This window comes from Streptomyces sp. DvalAA-43, from assembly GCF_900091725.1.
Lineage (GTDB): Bacteria > Actinomycetota > Actinomycetes > Streptomycetales > Streptomycetaceae > Streptomyces > Streptomyces pulveraceus.
In genome coordinates this window covers 21,797-38,291 of record NZ_FMBW01000043.1, presented here as the reverse complement: position 1 = coordinate 38,291, position 16,495 = coordinate 21,797, and the positions used below count along the sequence as shown (strand labels likewise).

The window sequence follows — 16,495 nt, the reverse complement described above, 5'->3', positions numbered from 1 at the left end:
GGTGTCTTAAGAAGGTTCTAAGAGCTGGGTTTGGCACGCTTTGCCCATGAGCATTTCGCGCACGGTCAGGATTCTCGTCGTCGACGACGAGCCCGAGGTACGGGCAGCCATCGAGGACGGCCTGGCCGTGGAAGGGTACGAGGTACGGGGCGCCCCCGATGGTCTGGCGGCGCTCTCCGAGGTGGCCCGCTGGCAGCCCGACGCGGTGGTACTCGACGTCATGATGCCGGTCCTGGACGGCCTCGGGGTCTGCCGCCGGTTGCGGGCGATGGGGGACCGCACCCCGCTCCTGGTGCTCACCGCCCTCGACTCGGTGAGCGAGCGCGTCGACGGCCTGGACGCGGGCGCCGACGACTATCTGGTCAAGCCCTTCGCCCTCGACGAACTCGTCGCCCGGGTAAGGGCGTTGCTGCGCCGTTCGGCCCCCGAGCCGACCGCCGGGGCGGCGGAGTTCTCGTATGCGGACCTCACCATCGACCCGGTGAGCCGCAGCGCCCGCCGGGGCGAGCGGGCGATCGACTTCACCCGCACCGAGTTCGCTCTGCTCGAACTGTTCCTGCGCCACCCCGGCCAGGTGCTCCCACGCGAACTCGTCCTGGAGCTCGTGTGGGGCCAGGACTTCGGGCCCGACTCCAACTCGCTCGCCGTGTACGTCGGATACTTGCGCCGAAAGCTGGAGGCGGAGGGTGAACCGCGCCTGATCCACACGGTGCACGGCGTCGGCTACCGCCTGGACACACCGTGAGTGAGGAGCACGCCCGACCGCGCGGCACCCGCCGTCTCGGCGCCCGCTGGCGCCGCCGCCGACCCCTGCGCACCCGCCTCGCGCTCGCCGCCTCGGCCGCGGTGTCCCTGGTGGCGGCCGGAGTCTGCGCGGGTGCGTTCTTCGTGATCCGGTACGAGCTCTACCACCAGCTCGAACTCAGCCTCACCCAGTCGGCGACCCTGGCCATCCAGCAGAACCGTGGCGCCGTCCCCGGTGTGCTCTCCGGCGAGTGCCGTTTCCTGTCGGCTCCCGCCTGTACCCAGATCGTCCCGGCCGCCCCGGCCAAGGACCCTGCCGCCCGCTACCTGCTGCCCGTGACACCTGCGGTGCGCGAGGTCGCCTCGGGTACCCGGAGGCCGTACTACACCGACATCCGCCTCTCGGACGGCCACCCGGCCCGGATGCTGACGACCACCTTCGGCAGTGGGAAGGCGCTGCAGGTGGCGTTGCGCTCGGACACCGTGGACCGGGGCGTGCGCCAGGCCGCCTGGCTGCTCGGCGCCGTGGGTGCGGCGGGGATCGTGATGGCCGCCGTCCTCGGCTACTGGGTCTCGCGGACGGGCCTGGCCCCCGTCGCCCGGCTGACCGCCGCCGCCGAGCGCATCGCGGCCACCCGCGACCCGAGCCACCGCATCGGGCTTCCCCCGGGCCCGCCCGACAAGGAGGACGAGGTGACCCGCCTCGCGGCGACCTTCAACATCATGCTGGGCGAACTGGAGCAGTCCGTGACGGCCCAGCGCCGACTGGTCGCCGACGCCTCCCATGAGTTGCGCACCCCGCTCACCGCGCTGCGTACCAACGCCGAACTACTCGCCAGAGGAGACCGACTGACAACAACGCAGCGGGACCGTGCCTCCGCCGCGCTCGGCCGGCAGGTCCGCGAAATGTCGGTCCTGGTCAACGACCTGATCGACCTGGCGAGGGACGAGGAACCCATCCCGTTGGTCGAGGACGTCCGCCTCGCTCCGCTGCTCGCTTACACGGTGGAAACGGCCCGTACGCACTGGCCGTCCACCCCCTTCCGGCTGGTCGTGGCCGATGACTCCGCGACCCTGCCCGGCGTCCCTGCCCGCCTCGCCCGGCTCATCTCCAACCTTCTGGACAACGCGGCGAAGTACAGTCCGCCCGGCGCCCCCGTCGAAGTCGGTCTTTCCATGGGTGAGGTGACGGTACGGGATCACGGGCCCGGCATCGCGGCGCAGGACCTGCCCCATGTCTTCGACCGGTTCTACCGTGCGGACCAGGCCCGTTCCCTGCCGGGCTCGGGCCTCGGCCTCGCGATGGCACGCCAGATCGCCCGTGCCCACGGCGCCGAACTGACGGCACATCGGGCGCCGGGCGGCGGCGCGTTGTTCCGGTTGGTCCTGCCGTCGAAGCAACGACCCCGGCCACGGGGGAAGTGCCACTGACGGAGTGGGCGGCTCGGCGTTACCCTGCGTGGACGATCCTGCACTGGAGGTGCGCATGAGACGTTCCGTCGCGCGGAGTGTGTCGTTGTCGGCTGTTCTCGCCGCTGTCGTCACGATCGGGGCCGCTGCCCCGTCCTCGTCCGCGCCACCGTCGGCGAAGCAATCCAAGTCACCTGTCGCGGTGGGCTACGGAGGGGCGGTGTCCAGTGTCGACGCGGACGCCTCGGCCGCCGGAATCGAGGTGCTCCGCAAGGGTGGCAACGCCGTGGACGCGGCGGTGGCGACCGCGGCCGCGCTCGGTGTGACCGAGCCCTACTCGGCGGGGCTCGGCGGAGGCGGCTACTTCGTCTACTACGACGCCCGGCGGCACACCGTGGAGACGATCGACGGCCGGGAGACCGCGCCGCGCAGCGCGGACTCCTCGCTGTTCCTGGAGAACGGCAAACCGCTCGCCTTCGACGAGGCCGTGACCAGCGGACTGGCCGTGGGCACCCCGGGCACCCCGGCCACCTGGGACACCGCACTCGACACCTGGGGCAGCAGGTCGCTTCGGCAGGTGCTGAAGCCGGCCGAACGCCTGGCCAAGGACGGGTTCGTCGTCGACAGCACGTTCCGTTCGCAGACCGAGGGCAATCAGGCCAGGTTCGCCGACTTCCCGGCGACCAGCAAGATCTTCCTGCCCGGCGGCCAACTGCCGGTGGTCGGCTCCGTGTTCAAGAACCCCGACCTGGCGCGCACCTACGAGGAGGTGGGCCGCAAGGGCCTCGGTGAGCTGTACCAGGGCAAGCTGGCCGACGACATCGTACGGACCGTCCGCAACCCGCCCGTCGACCCGAAGTCCACCCGGGTGGTGCGGCACGGGGACCTCACCACCAAGGACCTGCGGTCCTACCGGGCACTGCGGCGGGCCCCGACGAAGACCGCCTACCGCGGCCTCGACGTGTACGGCATGGCACCCTCCTCGTCCGGCGGCACCAGCATCGGCGAGGCGCTCAACATCCTCGAGTCCACGAACCTCTCGAAGGCGAGCGAGGCGCGGTATCTGCACCGCTACATCGAGGCGAGCCGGATCGCGTTCGCGGACCGCGGGCGATGGGTGGGCGACCCGGCGTTCGAGGACGTTCCGACGCGGCAGCTGCTCAGCCAGCGCTTCGCCGACGCGCGGGAGTGCCTGATCAAGGACGACGCGGTGCTGACCAGCCCGCTCGCGCCGGGCGACCCGAGGCACCCGGCGAAGTGCAAGGCCGGCGGAAAGGCCGCCCCGACGACGTACGAGGGGGAGAACACCACCCATCTCACCGTGGCCGACAAGTGGGGCAACGTCGTCGCGTACACCCTGACGATCGAGCAGACCGGCGGCAGCGGCATCACCGTGCCGGGGCGCGGCTTCCTGCTCAACAACGAGCTCACCGACTTCTCGTTCGCGCCCGCCGACCCCGCGGTCCACGACCCGAACCTGCCCGGTCCGGGCAAGCGCCCGCGCTCGTCCATCTCGCCGACGATCGTGCTGAAGCACGGCGAGCCGGTGCTGGCCCTGGGATCGCCCGGTGGTGCCACGATCATCACGACGGTGCTCCAGTCGCTCATCGGCACGGTCGACCGTGGGCTCCCACTGGTCGACGCCATCGCCGCGCCGCGCGCCAGCCAGCGCAACGCGGCGACGACGGAGCTCGAACCCGGGCTGTGGAACAGCCCGGTCCGGGCGAAGCTGGAGTCGCTGGGGCACAGCTTCAAACTCAACCCCGAGATCGGGGCGGCGACGGGTGTGCAGCGACTGCCGGACGGACGGTGGCTGGCGGCCGCGGAGAAGGTGCGCCGGGGCGGGGGCTCGGCCATGGTCGTGAAGCCGACCGGACGCTGGTGGTGGCAGTCGGCCGTACGGTGAATCACCTGTGATGGTTCGTCAATAATCCTTCTTACGGGGCTGGTTGCTCGCGATTTCGAGCGAGTGACCAGCCCCGTGGTCTTGACGGGGGCAGCGGTCCGGGGCCATGTTGTGCGCGTCGGTAAGGAAAGTTTCCTAATGGAAGGGCACCCCCACTGTGCGTACTCGAACGCTCGCCCTCGCTGCCGCCTCCGGCGCCGCCCTGCTCGCGGCCGCCACCCTGACCCCGGCGGCCCACGCCGACCCGGTCCGGGGTGCGGACCGGGCCGGATCGGAGCTCAAGGAGGGTTCCGTCAGCGCGGCCGACCTGCTGGCCAAGGTCACCTCGTGTTCGCAGATCTCCAACGGCAAGTACCGTACGGACGAGGAGACTTCGGCGACCATTCCGGTCTGCGGCAAGAACGGCGCCGTGTTCTGGAAGGCCGACATGGACATCGACTGCGACGGCGAGATCACCGCCGCCTGCAACGAGGACACCGACCCGTGGTTCCAGAACGACACGGCGTTCCCCACGTCCACCGGAAATCCGCTGAACGCCGAGAAGCTGCCGTACGTCGTCGTGCCGAGCGCCAGCAGCATCTGGAAGTACAGCGATGCCGGCATCAAGGGCGGTGGTGTCGTCGCCGTCATCTACAACAACAAGGTCGAGTACGCGGTCGTCGGTGACACCGGCCCCGACAAGATCATCGGTGAGGCCTCGTACGCCACCGCCAAGGCCCTCGGCATAGACCCGGACCCGGAGACCGGCGGCGCGGACTCCGGCGTCACCTACATCCTGTTCAAGAACTCCAAGGTGTCACCGATCGAGAGCCACAGCGCCGCCGTCACCGCCGGCGATGCCCTCGCCAAGCAGTTCATCCAGAACAACTAGGGCCTGCCGCCGAGCGGTCCATCCAGGACGACGAGGGCCGGTCCGGCGGATCAGGGGTGGTCGGGCCCCGGACCGGGCGGAGTCCGGGGCGTCACAGCGTGGTCAGGATGCGCGGGCCATCGTCGGTGATCGCCACCGTGTGCTCGGCGTGCGCGGCGCGGCTGCCGTCGGACGTGCGCAGCGTCCAGCCGTCCCGGTCCGGGTGGAAGACGTCCGCGCCGCCGCCGATCAGCATCGGCTCGATCGCCAGCACCATCCCGTGCCGCAGTGTCATGCCGCGACCCGGTCGTCCCTCGTTGGGGACGGCCGGGTCCTCGTGCATCGACCGGCCGATGCCGTGGCCGCCGAAGCCCTCCGGAATGCCGTATCCCGCGCCGCGGCAGACCGTGCCGATCGCATGGGCGATGTCGCCGATCCGATTGCCGACGACCGCCGCCGCGATGCCCGCCTCCAGCGCCTCGAAGGCCGTCTCGACGAGCCGGGTGTCGGCGGGCCGGGCGCGGCCGACGATGAAACTGATCGCCGAGTCGCCGGCCCAGCCGCCGAGCGTCGCGCCCGCGTCGATGCTCACCAGATCGCCGTCGCGCAGCCGCTGGTCGGTCGGGATGCCGTGCACGATGGCGTCGTTGACCGACGCGCAGATCACGGCGGGGAAGGGGGTGGGCGCGAAATGCGGCCGGTAGTTCAGGAAAGGCGAACCGGCGCCCGCCTCCCGCAGGACCTCGCGGGCCACCTCGTCCAGTTCGAGCAGGGAGACGCCGACCGCCGCCGCTTCCCGTACGGCGGTCAGGAGCCGCGCCACGACCCGGCCGGTCTCGCGCATCGCCTCTATGGATGTGTCTGTCTTGAGTTGCACCATGCCAATTACTATACCGGTTGGATCGGTATTAGAATGACGGCATGGTACGAACGCCCCTGACCCCGGAAGAGCGCCGTCGCGGCGAACGCCTCGGTGTGCTGCTGCGCGAGGCGCGCGGCGGGCGCAGCATGGTCGAGATCGCGGCGAGCGCCGGAATCTCCGCCGAGACGCTGCGCAAGATCGAGACGGGCCGCGCCCCCACCCCCGCCTTCTTCACCGTCGCGGCACTGGCCGGGGCGCTCGGGCTCTCGATGGATGAGATCCTCGGCCGCTGCGCCCCGGAGCCGGACGTGGTGCCGCTGGCCGGGTAGGCGGTGCGGTACGGCGCCGCGCCTCGGCCGCATCGCGGTCGAAAAGCGCGCGTAGCCGTGCCGTAACACAGCTGATGTCGAATGCCTGCGGACCGTGAGGGTCCGGCCGACGTCGGCGAGGGCGAAGATGACAGAGCATCAATATGCGGGGGAAGCAACGGAGTTCACGCAGTATCTGCGGGATGTCGTGGCACTGCTGGACCCCGGGGGCGGCTGGTACGGAGTCTTCCGCCGACGTGATCCCACCGGGATGCGTGCCTGTCTCGACGGCACCGAGATCCCGCCCTGGGACGTGATGGAGTCGCTCCTCCAGGATCTGGCGGCCGTGCGGGGCACGGCGTTCGCGCGGCGCGAGTCGGTACGGGGCGCCGAGCTGTACGCCGCCTCGGTCGCCGCCCGCGACCGGCGCCCCGGCGGGCGGCAGCTGCTCGTCGAGCGGCTGGAGCTGATGCGGCGCGAGCAGACGTACGCGGCCCGGCGGATCCGGGCCGCCGACGCGGGCGGCCCGACGGCCCCGGACCCACAGGCGGTCGCCTGGGCCAGGGACGACCACGAGCGCGCCACGGCCCGCTGCTCGGAACTGCGTGCCCGGCTGGCCGCGGTGTCGGTACCGAAAGGCTGGTTACGGGCGGAGGGGCCGGACCGGGAAGGGGAGGCCGGACCCACGTACGGCGGCACATCCGGTACGGAGGGAACGGGCCGAGCGGCGGGTACCGCGCCCGCCCCCGAACGCGTCCCGGAAGTCCTGCCCCCGGCCCCTCGGACGGCCGCCGTCAGGCGCGGGAAGCCGCGCGGCGCCCGGTTCGCGGGGCTGGACGTGGACGACGCCGACGACATCCCGGCCGCGGCCGCCCCCGTACTGCCCAGCCCGCCGACCACGGCCGCCGCGCCACGCGGAGCCCGTTTCGCCGCCGTCGCCCCGGCAGGCGGCGACGCCTCCACGGCCTCCTCCCGCACCGAGGCCCCGGACCCGGAGGCCCGCCCGGCCGCCGCGGCCGTCGTCGAGCGGCTGGTCCGGCTGCGGGCCGAGGGGCGCAGCGGGGAGGCACACGTCGTGCTCTGCGAGGCGGCGGGCTGGCCCGCGGCGCGGCTGCCGGTACTCGCCGTCGAGCTGCACGGCGCGGGCCTCGACGCGGACTGGGCGACCCTGCTGTGGGAGGTGTCCTCACTGCCGCCCGCCGAACTGGCCTCGGCCGCAGGCGCGTTGAACGAGGCAGGGCGCCCCGACGACTGCGGGCAGCTGCTGCGCCAGGGCGTGGCGAGGCCGGCCGGGGAGATCGCCGATGCGGCGGTGGCCCTGGAACGGGCGGGGCAGGGGGCGCAGGCGCGGGCACTGCTGGGCGCCTTCATCCGGGTACGGACTCCGCAGGACGCGGCGCGGGTCGCGGCGGGCGATCCGCGCCGTCTCGTACCGCATCTGCTGGCTGCCGCCCGAGCGGTGTCACCCGCCAGGGAGCGGGATGTCGTCCACGCGCTACGGGTGGCGGGCATCACCGGTGCTCCGTGACGCGGTGACCGGAAGCGGTCGGCGGGCCGGTGGTCTTCGGCTCCGCGCCGACCGGCCCGACCGCGCGGCGGCTACGAGCGGTGCTCAGGGGGCAGCGGAGCAGGCCCCCGGCCACTCCCGGGAACCCGCCCGTCCGCGCACGGCGATGCGGCCCCCACTGCCACAGGGACCGGTCAGGAGTTCACCGCACTTCGGCACCGTCGGCCTGCTCGACGAGGTCGAGGCGCAACAGCCGGTCCTGTCCCGGGGGCGGCGGGTAGAAACGACGGGCCCAGCGCCGGAACGGTCCGATCGGGCCGTCGCCGTGAGCGAGCCGTGGCGGCTGCTGGTACTGCTTGTGGTGCCAGATCGGGAAGTCCGCGGCGGTGAATTCGCAGCTGGACCGGAAGACGGCACGGTCCAGCAGCCGGGCCGCGGTCCGGCTCACGGTACGGGCGAGCGGGGCCGGAAGCCGGGACGGTTCGTCGAAGGCGATGCGGTTGAGCTGACGGAACTGCATCCGGTTGGGCGCGATCGCCGTCGGCATCACCATCGTGCACATCCGCAGCCCCAGCCGTGGCGTGTACACATCGGCGTGCAGACAGCCGAGTCCGTAGCCGTCCACCTCCACCTCGACGACGAAGTTGCCCAGCAGCGGCGCCGACTCATGGGCTCGCATGGACACATGGAACGTGGCGTCGTCGTAGACCACCGGCCCGCCGATCTCGGCCCGGTCCCAGCCGTGCAGGGTGGCGAAATGGCCGAGGTCCACCGAGTTCTCGATGACCTCCTGGACATTGCCGGCCAGCTCCCAGGCCGCGCTCCGCGCCGGGCGGTGACCGATCACATGCCAGTCGGGGATGAACCAGTCCGGCTCCCGGCCGTCGTGGTGCCGCCAGACGAACACGGCGCCATTGACCTCCAGCACCGGCAGCTGCGACAGCGGCGACCTCGGCGGCGCCGTGTCGTACCCCGTACGCACACAGGTGCCGTCCGGGCCGAACGCGAAGAAGTGGAAGGGGCAGACGAGCTCCTCGCCGTCGACCTTCGCCAGGCCGAGATGGGCGCCCAGGTGCGGGCAGTACGGGCGGATGGCGCGGATCGCTCCCGAGCCGAGCCGGTACAGCACCACGTCCTGACCGGCCAGCGGCCGGGTGAGCACGGTGCCCGGCCGCAGCTCATCGGAGAACGCCAGTGCGGCCCAGCCGCTCGGATAAGGCAAGGCGGGCGCGCCCGCAGCATCGGCCGGTGTCGGCCCCTCGCTGATGACGCGCCCGTACTCGCGTGACTCTCCCACCACATCCCCTTCCGGATTCGATCGCCTGGAGCCTGCCCAGACGGATCCCGGATCCTCCCGAAACGCCGTACATCACCCGGACGGGAAGATTGGAGAGGAGTGTTGACGGTGGGGTCAGTGTGACCGCTGCTCGTACCCCACCAGCCTGACGCAGACGGCGAGCCCCGCGATCGCCTGCTCCAGCTCCGCGAGCCCCGGGTAGCTGGGCGCGATGCGGATGACCGCGTCGCGCGGGTCGTCGCCGTACGGGTGCGTGGCACCGGCCGGGGTCAGCACGATGCCCGCCTCGGCGGCGCGGCGCACGACCTCCTTGGCGCAGCCGTCCGGCACCTCCAGGGTGACGAAGTACCCGCCCTTGGGCGAGGTCCAGGTGGCGAGCCCGGTGGAGCCGAGCTCGGCCTCCAGGATCCGCGCCACCACCTCGAACTTGGGCTGCAGCAGGGCGCGCTGGCGGTCCATGTGGCCGCGCACCCCGTCGGCGTCGCGGAGGAACAGGACGTGCCGCAGCTGGTTCACCTTGTCGGGGCCGATCGAACGCTTGCCGTTGTTGCCGAGCAGCCACTGGAGGTTCGCGGGCGACGAGCCGAAGAACGCGACGCCCGCGCCCGCCGCGGTGATCTTCGAGGTGGAGCCGAACACGAACGCCCGGTCCGGGTTCCCGGCCCCGGCGCAGGCGGCGAGCAGATCGGCGATCTCGACGGGCTCGTCGGTGAGGTGGTGGGCCGCGTAGGCGTTGTCCCAGAAGATCCGGAAGTCGGGGGCCGCGGTGTTCATCGAGGCGAGCCGGGCCACGGTCGCGTCGCTGTAGCAGACGCCGTCCGGGTTGCTGTACTTCGGCACGCACCAGATGCCCTTGACCGCCGGGTCCTCGGCGACCAGCCGCTCCACGATGTCCATGTCCGGGCCCTCGGAGGTCATCGGGACCGGGATCATGTCGATCCCGAAGCGCTCGCAGAGCGCGAAGTGGCGGTCGTAGCCGGGAACCGGACACAGGAACGCGATCCGCTCCTGATCCACCCAGCGCGACTCGGCACCCGGCAGCACGCTCAGCAGCGCGTGCACCAGGCAGTCGTGCATCAGCTCAAGGCTGGAGTTCCCGGCCGCGAGCAGCTGGCCGGCCGGCACCTGGAGCACTCCGGCGAATATCTCCCGGAGCTCGGGCAGCCCCTGCAGCCCTCCGTAGTTGCGTACGTCCGTGCCGTCGGCGGAGGTGTACCGCCCGCCGGGCAGGCTCAGCAGGTCCTCGGAGAGGTCGAGCTGCTCGGGGGCGGGCTTGCCGCGGGTGAGGTCGAGCGAGAGCCCGAGTCCCGCCAGGTCCTGGTAGTCCCGACGGGCCCGGTCGAGGAGCCCGGACAGGGCGTCGGGGCTCAGCTCGGTGGTCATGGTGTTTCCTCTCGCAGGGTGCCGCTCGGACGGGGGCCTGTGCCGAGAATACAAACCGGTGCCGAAGGCCTGTGGCCCGGGAGTCCGGGAGTGGGGACGTGTGGACCGCACGGGTGTGAAACATGATCGAGTCCGCCGGTTCACGGCGATGGTCTTGCCCCGCCGTGTGACGGGGCTTACGTTCTCCTCTACGCACGTGTCTACGGGCGTAGAAAAGCGTTGAGGCTCTCTGACGCCGCGTCGAAGGAGCAGCTCTTGTCCCCAGTCGTTCGCGCCGCACTCGTCCAGGCGACCTGGACCGGCGACACCGAATCGATGATCGCCAAGCATGAGGAGCATGCGCGCGAGGCCGCCCGTCAGGGCGCGAGGATCATCGGCTTCCAGGAGGTGTTCAACGCCCCCTACTTCTGCCAGGTGCAGGAACCCGAGCACTACCGCTGGGCCGAGGCGGTCCCGGACGGGCCGACCGTCCGCAGGATGCGGGACCTCGCCCGTGAGACCGGCATGGTGATCGTCGTGCCGGTCTTCGAGGTCGAGCGGTCCGGCTTCTACTACAACACCGCCGCCGTGATCGACGCCGACGGTTCCTACCTCGGCAAGTACCGCAAGCACCACATCCCCCAGGTCAAGGGATTCTGGGAGAAGTACTACTTCAAGCCCGGAAACGTCGGCTGGCCGGTCTTCGACACCGCCGTCGGCAAGGTCGGCGTCTATATCTGCTACGACCGGCACTTCCCCGAGGGCTGGCGTCAACTCGGCCTCAACGGCGCCCAGTTGGTCTACAACCCGTCCGCCACCTCGCGTGGCCTCTCCGGCTATCTCTGGCAGCTGGAACAGCCCGCGTCCGCCGTCGCCAACGAGTACTTCGTCGCCGCGATCAACCGCGTCGGCCAGGAGGAGTACGGCGACAACGACTTCTACGGAACGAGCTACTTCGTCGATCCGCGCGGCCAGTTCGTCGGCGAGGTCGCCAGCGACAAGGAGGAGGAACTCCTCGTCCGCGACCTCGACTTCGGCCTCATCGACGAGGTCCGGCAGCAGTGGGCGTTCTACCGGGACCGCCGCCCCGACGCGTACGAAGGACTGGTGGAGCCGTGAGCAGTCTGCACCAGCGCCATCTCGCCGTCAGCCCCGACTGGCTGGCGCTCTATTACAAGCGCCCCCTGGAGATCACCCACGGCGAGGGCCGCCACGTCTGGGACGCCGACGGCAGACGCTACCTCGACTTCTTCGGCGGCATCCTCACCACGATGACCGCCCACGCGCTGCCCGAGGTGACCAAGGCGGTCGCCGAGCAGGCCGGCCGGATCATCCACACCTCCACGCTCTATCTGAACCGGCCGATGATCGAGCTGGCCGAACGCATCGCCACGCTCTCCGGCATCCCCGACGCCCGGGTCTTCTTCACCACTTCCGGCACCGAGGCCAACGACACCGCGCTGCTGCTCGCCACCGCGTACCGCAGGTCGAACCAGATCCTCGCGATGCGCAACAGCTACCACGGCAGATCGTTCTCCGCGGTCTCCATCACCGGCAACAACGCCTGGTCGCCGACGAGCCTGTCGCCGTTGCAGACGCTGTACGTGCACGGCGGCGTCCGCACCCGGGGGCCGTACGCGCACCTGGGCGACGCGGAGTTCATCGAGGCGTGCGTCGCCGATCTGGAGGACCTGCTCGGGCACACCCGGACACCGGCCGCCCTGATCGCCGAACCCATCCAGGGCGTCGGGGGCTTCACCTCACCGCCCGACGGCCTCTACGCGGCGTTCCGCCGGGTCCTGGACCGGCACGGCGTCCTGTGGATCTCCGACGAGGTGCAGACCGGCTGGGGGCGCTCCGGCGAACACTTCTGGGGCTGGCAGGCACACGGGGAGAACGGGCCGCCGGACATCCTCACCTTCGCCAAGGGCATCGGCAACGGGATGTCGATCGGCGGTGTGGTGGCCCGCGCCGAGGTCATGAACTGCCTGGACGCCAACTCCATTTCGACGTTCGGCGGTTCCCCGGTCACCATGGCGGCCGGTCTCGCCAACCTCTCGTACCTCCTCGAACACGATCTGCAGGGCAACGCCCGGCGCGTCGGCGGGCTGCTGATCGAGCGGCTGCGGGCGATCGGCGCGGGTGCGGAGTGGGTGCGCGAGGTGCGCGGCCGGGGTCTGATGATCGGCATCGAGCTGGCGAAGCCCGGCACCGACGAGGCGGCCCCGGAGGCGGCCGCGGCCGTGCTCGAAGCGGCCCGCGAGGGCGGTCTGCTCATCGGCAAGGGCGGCGGTCACAACACCAGCGTGCTGCGGATCGCGCCACCGCTCTCGCTGACCATCCCGGAGGCGGAGGAGGGCGCGGGAATCCTGGCGGAGGCGCTCCGGTCACTGGGCTGAGGCCGGTGGGCAGGGTGTCACCGGGCCGAGGCCGGTGGGCAGGACGGTGGCCGGGCCCCGGCGGGAGTTCCGGGGCCCGGCCGGTCGGTCAGCCCCGGTGTCCGGTGGGGCGGGTGAGGTCCAGGGCGTGGACCGGGTCGAGCTCGCCGTAGTACGCGAGGTGCCGGTAGCGCACATCGGTGACCGTCAGCGTGGCCGCGGCGACTCCCCGGGGCACCGTCGCGCCGAAGCGGACCGAGCCGTCCCTCCTGGTCGTGCCGGTCAGCTTGCGCACCTTGCCGCCGGCCGTCAGCTCGGCCGTGACCTTCGCGCCCTTCACCGGCTTGCCCTGCGCGGTCCTGACCACGCCCTCGGCGGTGACCTTCCAGGCCGCGTCGGAGCCGGGCCGGCCGAGGAGCTTCGTGTCGGCCCTCAGTGAGGCGACGGCGAGCTGGGACGGCGGGTTGGGCTGACCGAAGGCGACCCGGTCGACGGTCCAGAAGGCGCTGTTGGTGCCGGTGTAGCGGAAGGTCAGCCGGGCCGTCCGCGCGCCCGCCGGGACGGTGAGCTCAAGACGCTCGACGGTGTTGCTGTCGGCCCGGTAGGACTTCACGAGCTGCGGGGCGCCGCCGTCGTACGAGACGTACACGTCGCCGGTCTGCGGACCGTCGACCCGGTAGTTCGTCGCGTAGGAGACGGTCGCCCTCGCCGCGCCGTTCAGCCGGTACGCGGGGCTGACCAGGGTGGAGTCGAACTGTCCGGCGTCGTGCGCCTTGTCGTCCCACTCGTCGGAGTCCGCGACCGCGAACACATCGCGGGCACGGACGTTCGTCTCACGGCCCTGGCCGCGCTCGGCGTTGGTCCAGAACTCGTCCGTCGCGAAGGCCCAGCCGCGCCACTCGGTGACGCCGCCCGCCGGCATCTTCGAGTTGTCGATGGACCAGCCCTCGGGTGCGGTGTTCGTCCACCCCTTCACGTTGGCCGGGAGCTTGGTCTCGTCGACGGGGGCGCGGAGCGCGGGGCGCAGTGCGTCGAAGGCGTCCGGCCTCAGCTCGGCGAGCGAGCTGCCGTCGAGGTTCCAGGCCGGGTCGGTGGCGACGCCCTCGTGGCGCAGCACGGTGGGCGCGATGTCGGTGATCTTGACGTCGTCGCGCACCGAGCCGGGCCGGATGCCCTTGCCCTGGGCGATCACGAACGTGCCGCGCTCCAACGGGGTGTTGCCGCCGTGCCCGCCGGTGGGGGTGTGGCCGTGGTCGGCGGTGACGACGACGAGCCAGTCCTCCTTCGCGTACGTCGGCCGCGAGGCCACGGCGTCGAGCAGCCGGCCGACCTGGGCGTCGGCGGTGTTCAGGGCCTTGAGGTAGGCGTCGCTCGCCGAGCCGCTGCTGTGGCCGGCGCCGTCGACCTCGTCGAGGTGGACGAAGGTGGAGTCGGGGTTGCCGTGCGCCAGGTAGTCGGCGGCCTTGGCGGTGGTGCCCTCGTCGTTGCCGCCCGCGATGCGCAGATCGGTCTTCGCGCCGAAGACGGTCTGGGGGATCGGGCTCCAGGTGCCGACGACCAGGGTGGACGTGTTCGGGTCGGCGGTCTCCAGCCGGGTCGCGTAGTCCGGGTACTGGCCGTAGTTCGGGGCCGTGAAGTTGTTGTCCTTCACGTTGTGCTTGTCGGGCCAGACGCCGGTGGCGATGGACGACCAGCCGGCGCCGGAGACGGTCGGGGCCATCGGGTCGGCGTACAGATTGCTCCGGGCGGTCAGGCCCTTCGCCATCAGCTGCTTCAGACGCGGCATGTCGGCGCGCGAGAACGCGTCGAAGGTGGCGCCGTCGATGCCGATGACCAGGGTCTTGGCCTGCTTGGTGCCGGACGGCAGACCGGCGTACGGGGCGGCGGCCGGGGCCTTGGACCCCTGGGCGTGGGCGGCGGTGGTGGCGAGCGGCAGTGCGACGGCGGCGACGGTGGCGGCGGCCAGCACCGTACGCGCGGAGCGCGACAGGGACACGTGATCCTCCGGGATCGGGTCGGTGGGCACCGGACATCGGGGGCGTCCGGTGCTGGACCGAGGCTCGCCGCCGGTGGTGATCGGACCACCCCGCGTAAGGGACGGGCGCATGAACCGTACTCAACATTTGGACCAGACTCGTCATCATTCCGTTATGCAAGGGCGGTCCTGGCGGTGGCCGCGGCAGTGGGCCGGTGGAGTGCCGGGCGGATGAAACAGAAACGTCTTCGGCGGTTGTCGGCAGTGGTATTGCCACAGTGGGTAACCCACTTCTACGTTCTTCATCACGCACCTTGTCTACGGGCGTAGACCCACCGGGCGGGCAGGAACGGTTCAGGAGCGAACGCCGTTGATCCGACGCGAATGGAGCAGAAGCCATGGCACGCACTCTCATCACCGGCGGACTGGTGATCACGGCCTCCGACGAGTTGCACGTCGATGTCCTCGTCGACGGCGGCCGGGTCGTGGGCCTGGCCACCCCTGACAGCCACGCGTGGACGGCCGACCACGTCATCGACGCCACCGGGAAGTACGTGATCCCGGGCGGGGTCGACGGCCACACGCACATGGAGATGCCGTTCGGCGGCACCTACGCCTCCGACACGTTCGAGACCGGTACCCGCGCCGCGGCGTGGGGCGGCACGACGACCGTCATCGACTTCGCCATCCAGTCCAAGGGCGGATCCCTGGGCGAAGGGCTCGACGCCTGGCACGAAAAGGCGGATGGACAGTGTGCGATCGACTACGCGTTCCACATGATCATGTCCGATGTGAACGAGTCCTCGCTCAGGGAGATGGACGGGCTCGTCTCGGCCGGCGTCACCTCGTTCAAGCTCTTCACCGCGTACCCCGGGGTCTTCCTCTCCGACGACGGCCAGATCCTCCGGGCCATGCAGCGCGCCGGTTCCAACGGCGGGCTGATCATGACGCACGCGGAGAACGGCCTCGCGATCGACGTGCTGGTGGAACAGGCGCTGGCACGCGGTGAGAGGGATCCGCGCTACCACGGCGAAGTCCGCAAGGCGCTCCTCGAAGCGGAGGCGACGCACCGGGTGATCAAGCTGAGCCAGGTCGCGGGCTCGCCCCTCTACGTGGTGCACGTGTCGGCCCAGGAGGCGCTCGCGGAGCTGGCGAGAGCCCGGGACGAGGGGCTTCCCGTGTTCGGCGAGACCTGTCCGCAGTACCTCTTCCTGTCGACCGACAACCTCGCCGAGCCCGAATTCCAAGGCGCGAAGTACGTCTGCTCCACCCCGCTGCGCCCGAAGGAGCACCAGGAAGCCCTGTGGCGCGGGCTGCGGACGAACGATCTCCAGGTGGTGTCCACGGACCACTGCCCGTTCTGCTTCAAGGGCCAGAAGGAGATGGGACGCGGGGACTTCTCGAAGATCCCGAACGGCATGCCGGGTGTCGAGAACCGTATGGACCTGTTGCACCAGGCCGTTGTCGACGGGCACATCAGCCGGCGCCGCTGGATCGAGATCGCCTGTGCCGCGCCTGCCCGCATGTTCGGCCTGTACCCGAAGAAGGGCACGATCGCCCCGGGAGCCGACGCCGACATCGTCATCTACGACCCGGCCGCCGAGCAGACCATCTCCGCCGAGACGCACCACATGAACGTCGACTACTCGGCCTACGAGGGCAAGCGGGTGACGGGGCGGGTCGAGACCGTGCTGTCGCGCGGGGTTCCGGTGATCGACAACCGCGCGTACGTGGGCAAGGCCGGGCACGGGGCCTACCTGCCGCGTGGCACCTGTCAGTTCACGAACTGAATCCGGCGGGGCCGGTGACCGCCGGTCCGCCGCCCCGGCCCGACACGCAGGCCGGACGTGCCCCGCTTCCTGCCGGACGGGCGCCCGGTCTCCCGGGCGCCCGTCG

13 protein-coding genes are annotated in these 16,495 nt (G+C 71.1%); 9 read left to right on the top strand and 4 right to left on the bottom strand.

Going from position 1 to position 16,495, the window contains the following annotated elements; translation table 11 throughout:
- Positions 1-46: 46 nt before the first annotated feature.
- The 4 genes from GA0115234_RS14930 to GA0115234_RS14915 all read left to right on the top strand — a co-directional run bounded on the left by GA0115234_RS14930 (position 47) and on the right by GA0115234_RS14915 (position 4,931).
- On the top strand, positions 47-745 hold the full coding sequence (locus GA0115234_RS14930) for a response regulator transcription factor (RefSeq protein WP_093541801.1): 699 nt from the start codon (positions 47-49) through the stop codon (positions 743-745).
- Complete coding sequence (locus tag GA0115234_RS14925; RefSeq protein WP_256088719.1) at positions 742-2,175, top strand: sensor histidine kinase; 1,434 nt, start codon at positions 742-744, stop codon at positions 2,173-2,175. The genes GA0115234_RS14930 and GA0115234_RS14925 overlap by 4 nt, the downstream gene beginning before the upstream one ends.
- 55 nt (positions 2,176-2,230) lie before the next feature.
- On the top strand, positions 2,231-4,060 hold the full coding sequence (gene ggt / locus GA0115234_RS14920) for a gamma-glutamyltransferase (protein ID WP_093541799.1): 1,830 nt from the start codon (positions 2,231-2,233) through the stop codon (positions 4,058-4,060).
- A 157-nt stretch (positions 4,061-4,217) separates the two neighbouring features.
- Entirely contained in the window at positions 4,218-4,931 is a 714-nt protein-coding gene (locus GA0115234_RS14915) for a glycoside hydrolase family 75 protein (protein WP_093541797.1), read from the top strand.
- Positions 4,932-5,022: 91 nt separating this feature from the next.
- On the opposite strand, the gene map is transcribed toward GA0115234_RS14915, so the two are convergent.
- Positions 5,023-5,790: a type I methionyl aminopeptidase gene (gene map / locus GA0115234_RS14910; protein WP_093541795.1), complete on the bottom strand. Its 768-nt coding sequence runs from the start codon at positions 5,788-5,790 to the stop codon at positions 5,023-5,025.
- Positions 5,791-5,831: 41 nt separating this feature from the next.
- Here map and GA0115234_RS14905 point away from each other — a divergent pair, with 41 nt between their 5' ends.
- Together GA0115234_RS14905 and GA0115234_RS14900 are read left to right on the top strand one after the other, a co-directional pair.
- Positions 5,832-6,101 carry a helix-turn-helix domain-containing protein gene (locus GA0115234_RS14905; protein WP_093541793.1) on the top strand — a complete coding sequence of 90 codons (270 nt, stop codon included), beginning with the start codon at positions 5,832-5,834 and terminating at the stop codon, positions 6,099-6,101.
- A 127-nt stretch (positions 6,102-6,228) separates the two neighbouring features.
- On the top strand, positions 6,229-7,608 hold the full coding sequence (locus tag GA0115234_RS14900) for a hypothetical protein (RefSeq protein WP_176729173.1): 1,380 nt from the start codon (positions 6,229-6,231) through the stop codon (positions 7,606-7,608).
- 181 nt (positions 7,609-7,789) lie between these two features.
- Here the strand turns inward: GA0115234_RS14900 and GA0115234_RS14895 are convergent, their stop codons facing one another.
- A complete protein-coding gene (locus GA0115234_RS14895; RefSeq protein ID WP_093542362.1) occupies positions 7,790-8,884 on the bottom strand; it encodes a Rieske 2Fe-2S domain-containing protein in 1,095 nt (364 codons plus the stop codon).
- Positions 8,885-8,998: 114 nt separating this feature from the next.
- Complete coding sequence (locus GA0115234_RS14890) at positions 8,999-10,267, bottom strand: aminotransferase class I/II-fold pyridoxal phosphate-dependent enzyme (RefSeq protein ID WP_093541789.1); 1,269 nt, start codon at positions 10,265-10,267, stop codon at positions 8,999-9,001.
- 255 nt (positions 10,268-10,522) lie between these two features.
- On the opposite strand from GA0115234_RS14890, the gene GA0115234_RS14885 reads away from it, so the two are divergent.
- Both GA0115234_RS14885 and GA0115234_RS14880 read left to right on the top strand, forming a co-directional pair.
- Positions 10,523-11,365, top strand: a complete 843-nt coding sequence (locus tag GA0115234_RS14885; protein WP_093541787.1) for a nitrilase-related carbon-nitrogen hydrolase — start codon at positions 10,523-10,525, stop codon at positions 11,363-11,365.
- Positions 11,362-12,645 (top strand): aspartate aminotransferase family protein, encoded by a 1,284-nt coding sequence (locus GA0115234_RS14880; RefSeq protein ID WP_093541785.1) that lies wholly within the window; start codon positions 11,362-11,364, stop codon positions 12,643-12,645. The genes GA0115234_RS14885 and GA0115234_RS14880 overlap by 4 nt, the downstream gene beginning before the upstream one ends.
- A gap of 88 nt (positions 12,646-12,733) precedes the next feature.
- Here the strand turns inward: GA0115234_RS14880 and GA0115234_RS14875 are convergent, their stop codons facing one another.
- Positions 12,734-14,620, bottom strand: coding sequence for an alkaline phosphatase family protein (locus GA0115234_RS14875; protein WP_256088718.1), 1,887 nt, complete (start codon positions 14,618-14,620; stop codon positions 12,734-12,736).
- Between the two features lie 377 nt (positions 14,621-14,997).
- On the opposite strand from GA0115234_RS14875, the gene hydA reads away from it, so the two are divergent.
- The gene (gene hydA, locus GA0115234_RS14870) at positions 14,998-16,389 is read left to right on the top strand and encodes a dihydropyrimidinase (RefSeq protein ID WP_093541783.1); all 1,392 of its coding nucleotides are present in this window, start codon (positions 14,998-15,000) and stop codon (positions 16,387-16,389) included.
- Positions 16,390-16,495: the final 106 nt, after the last annotated feature.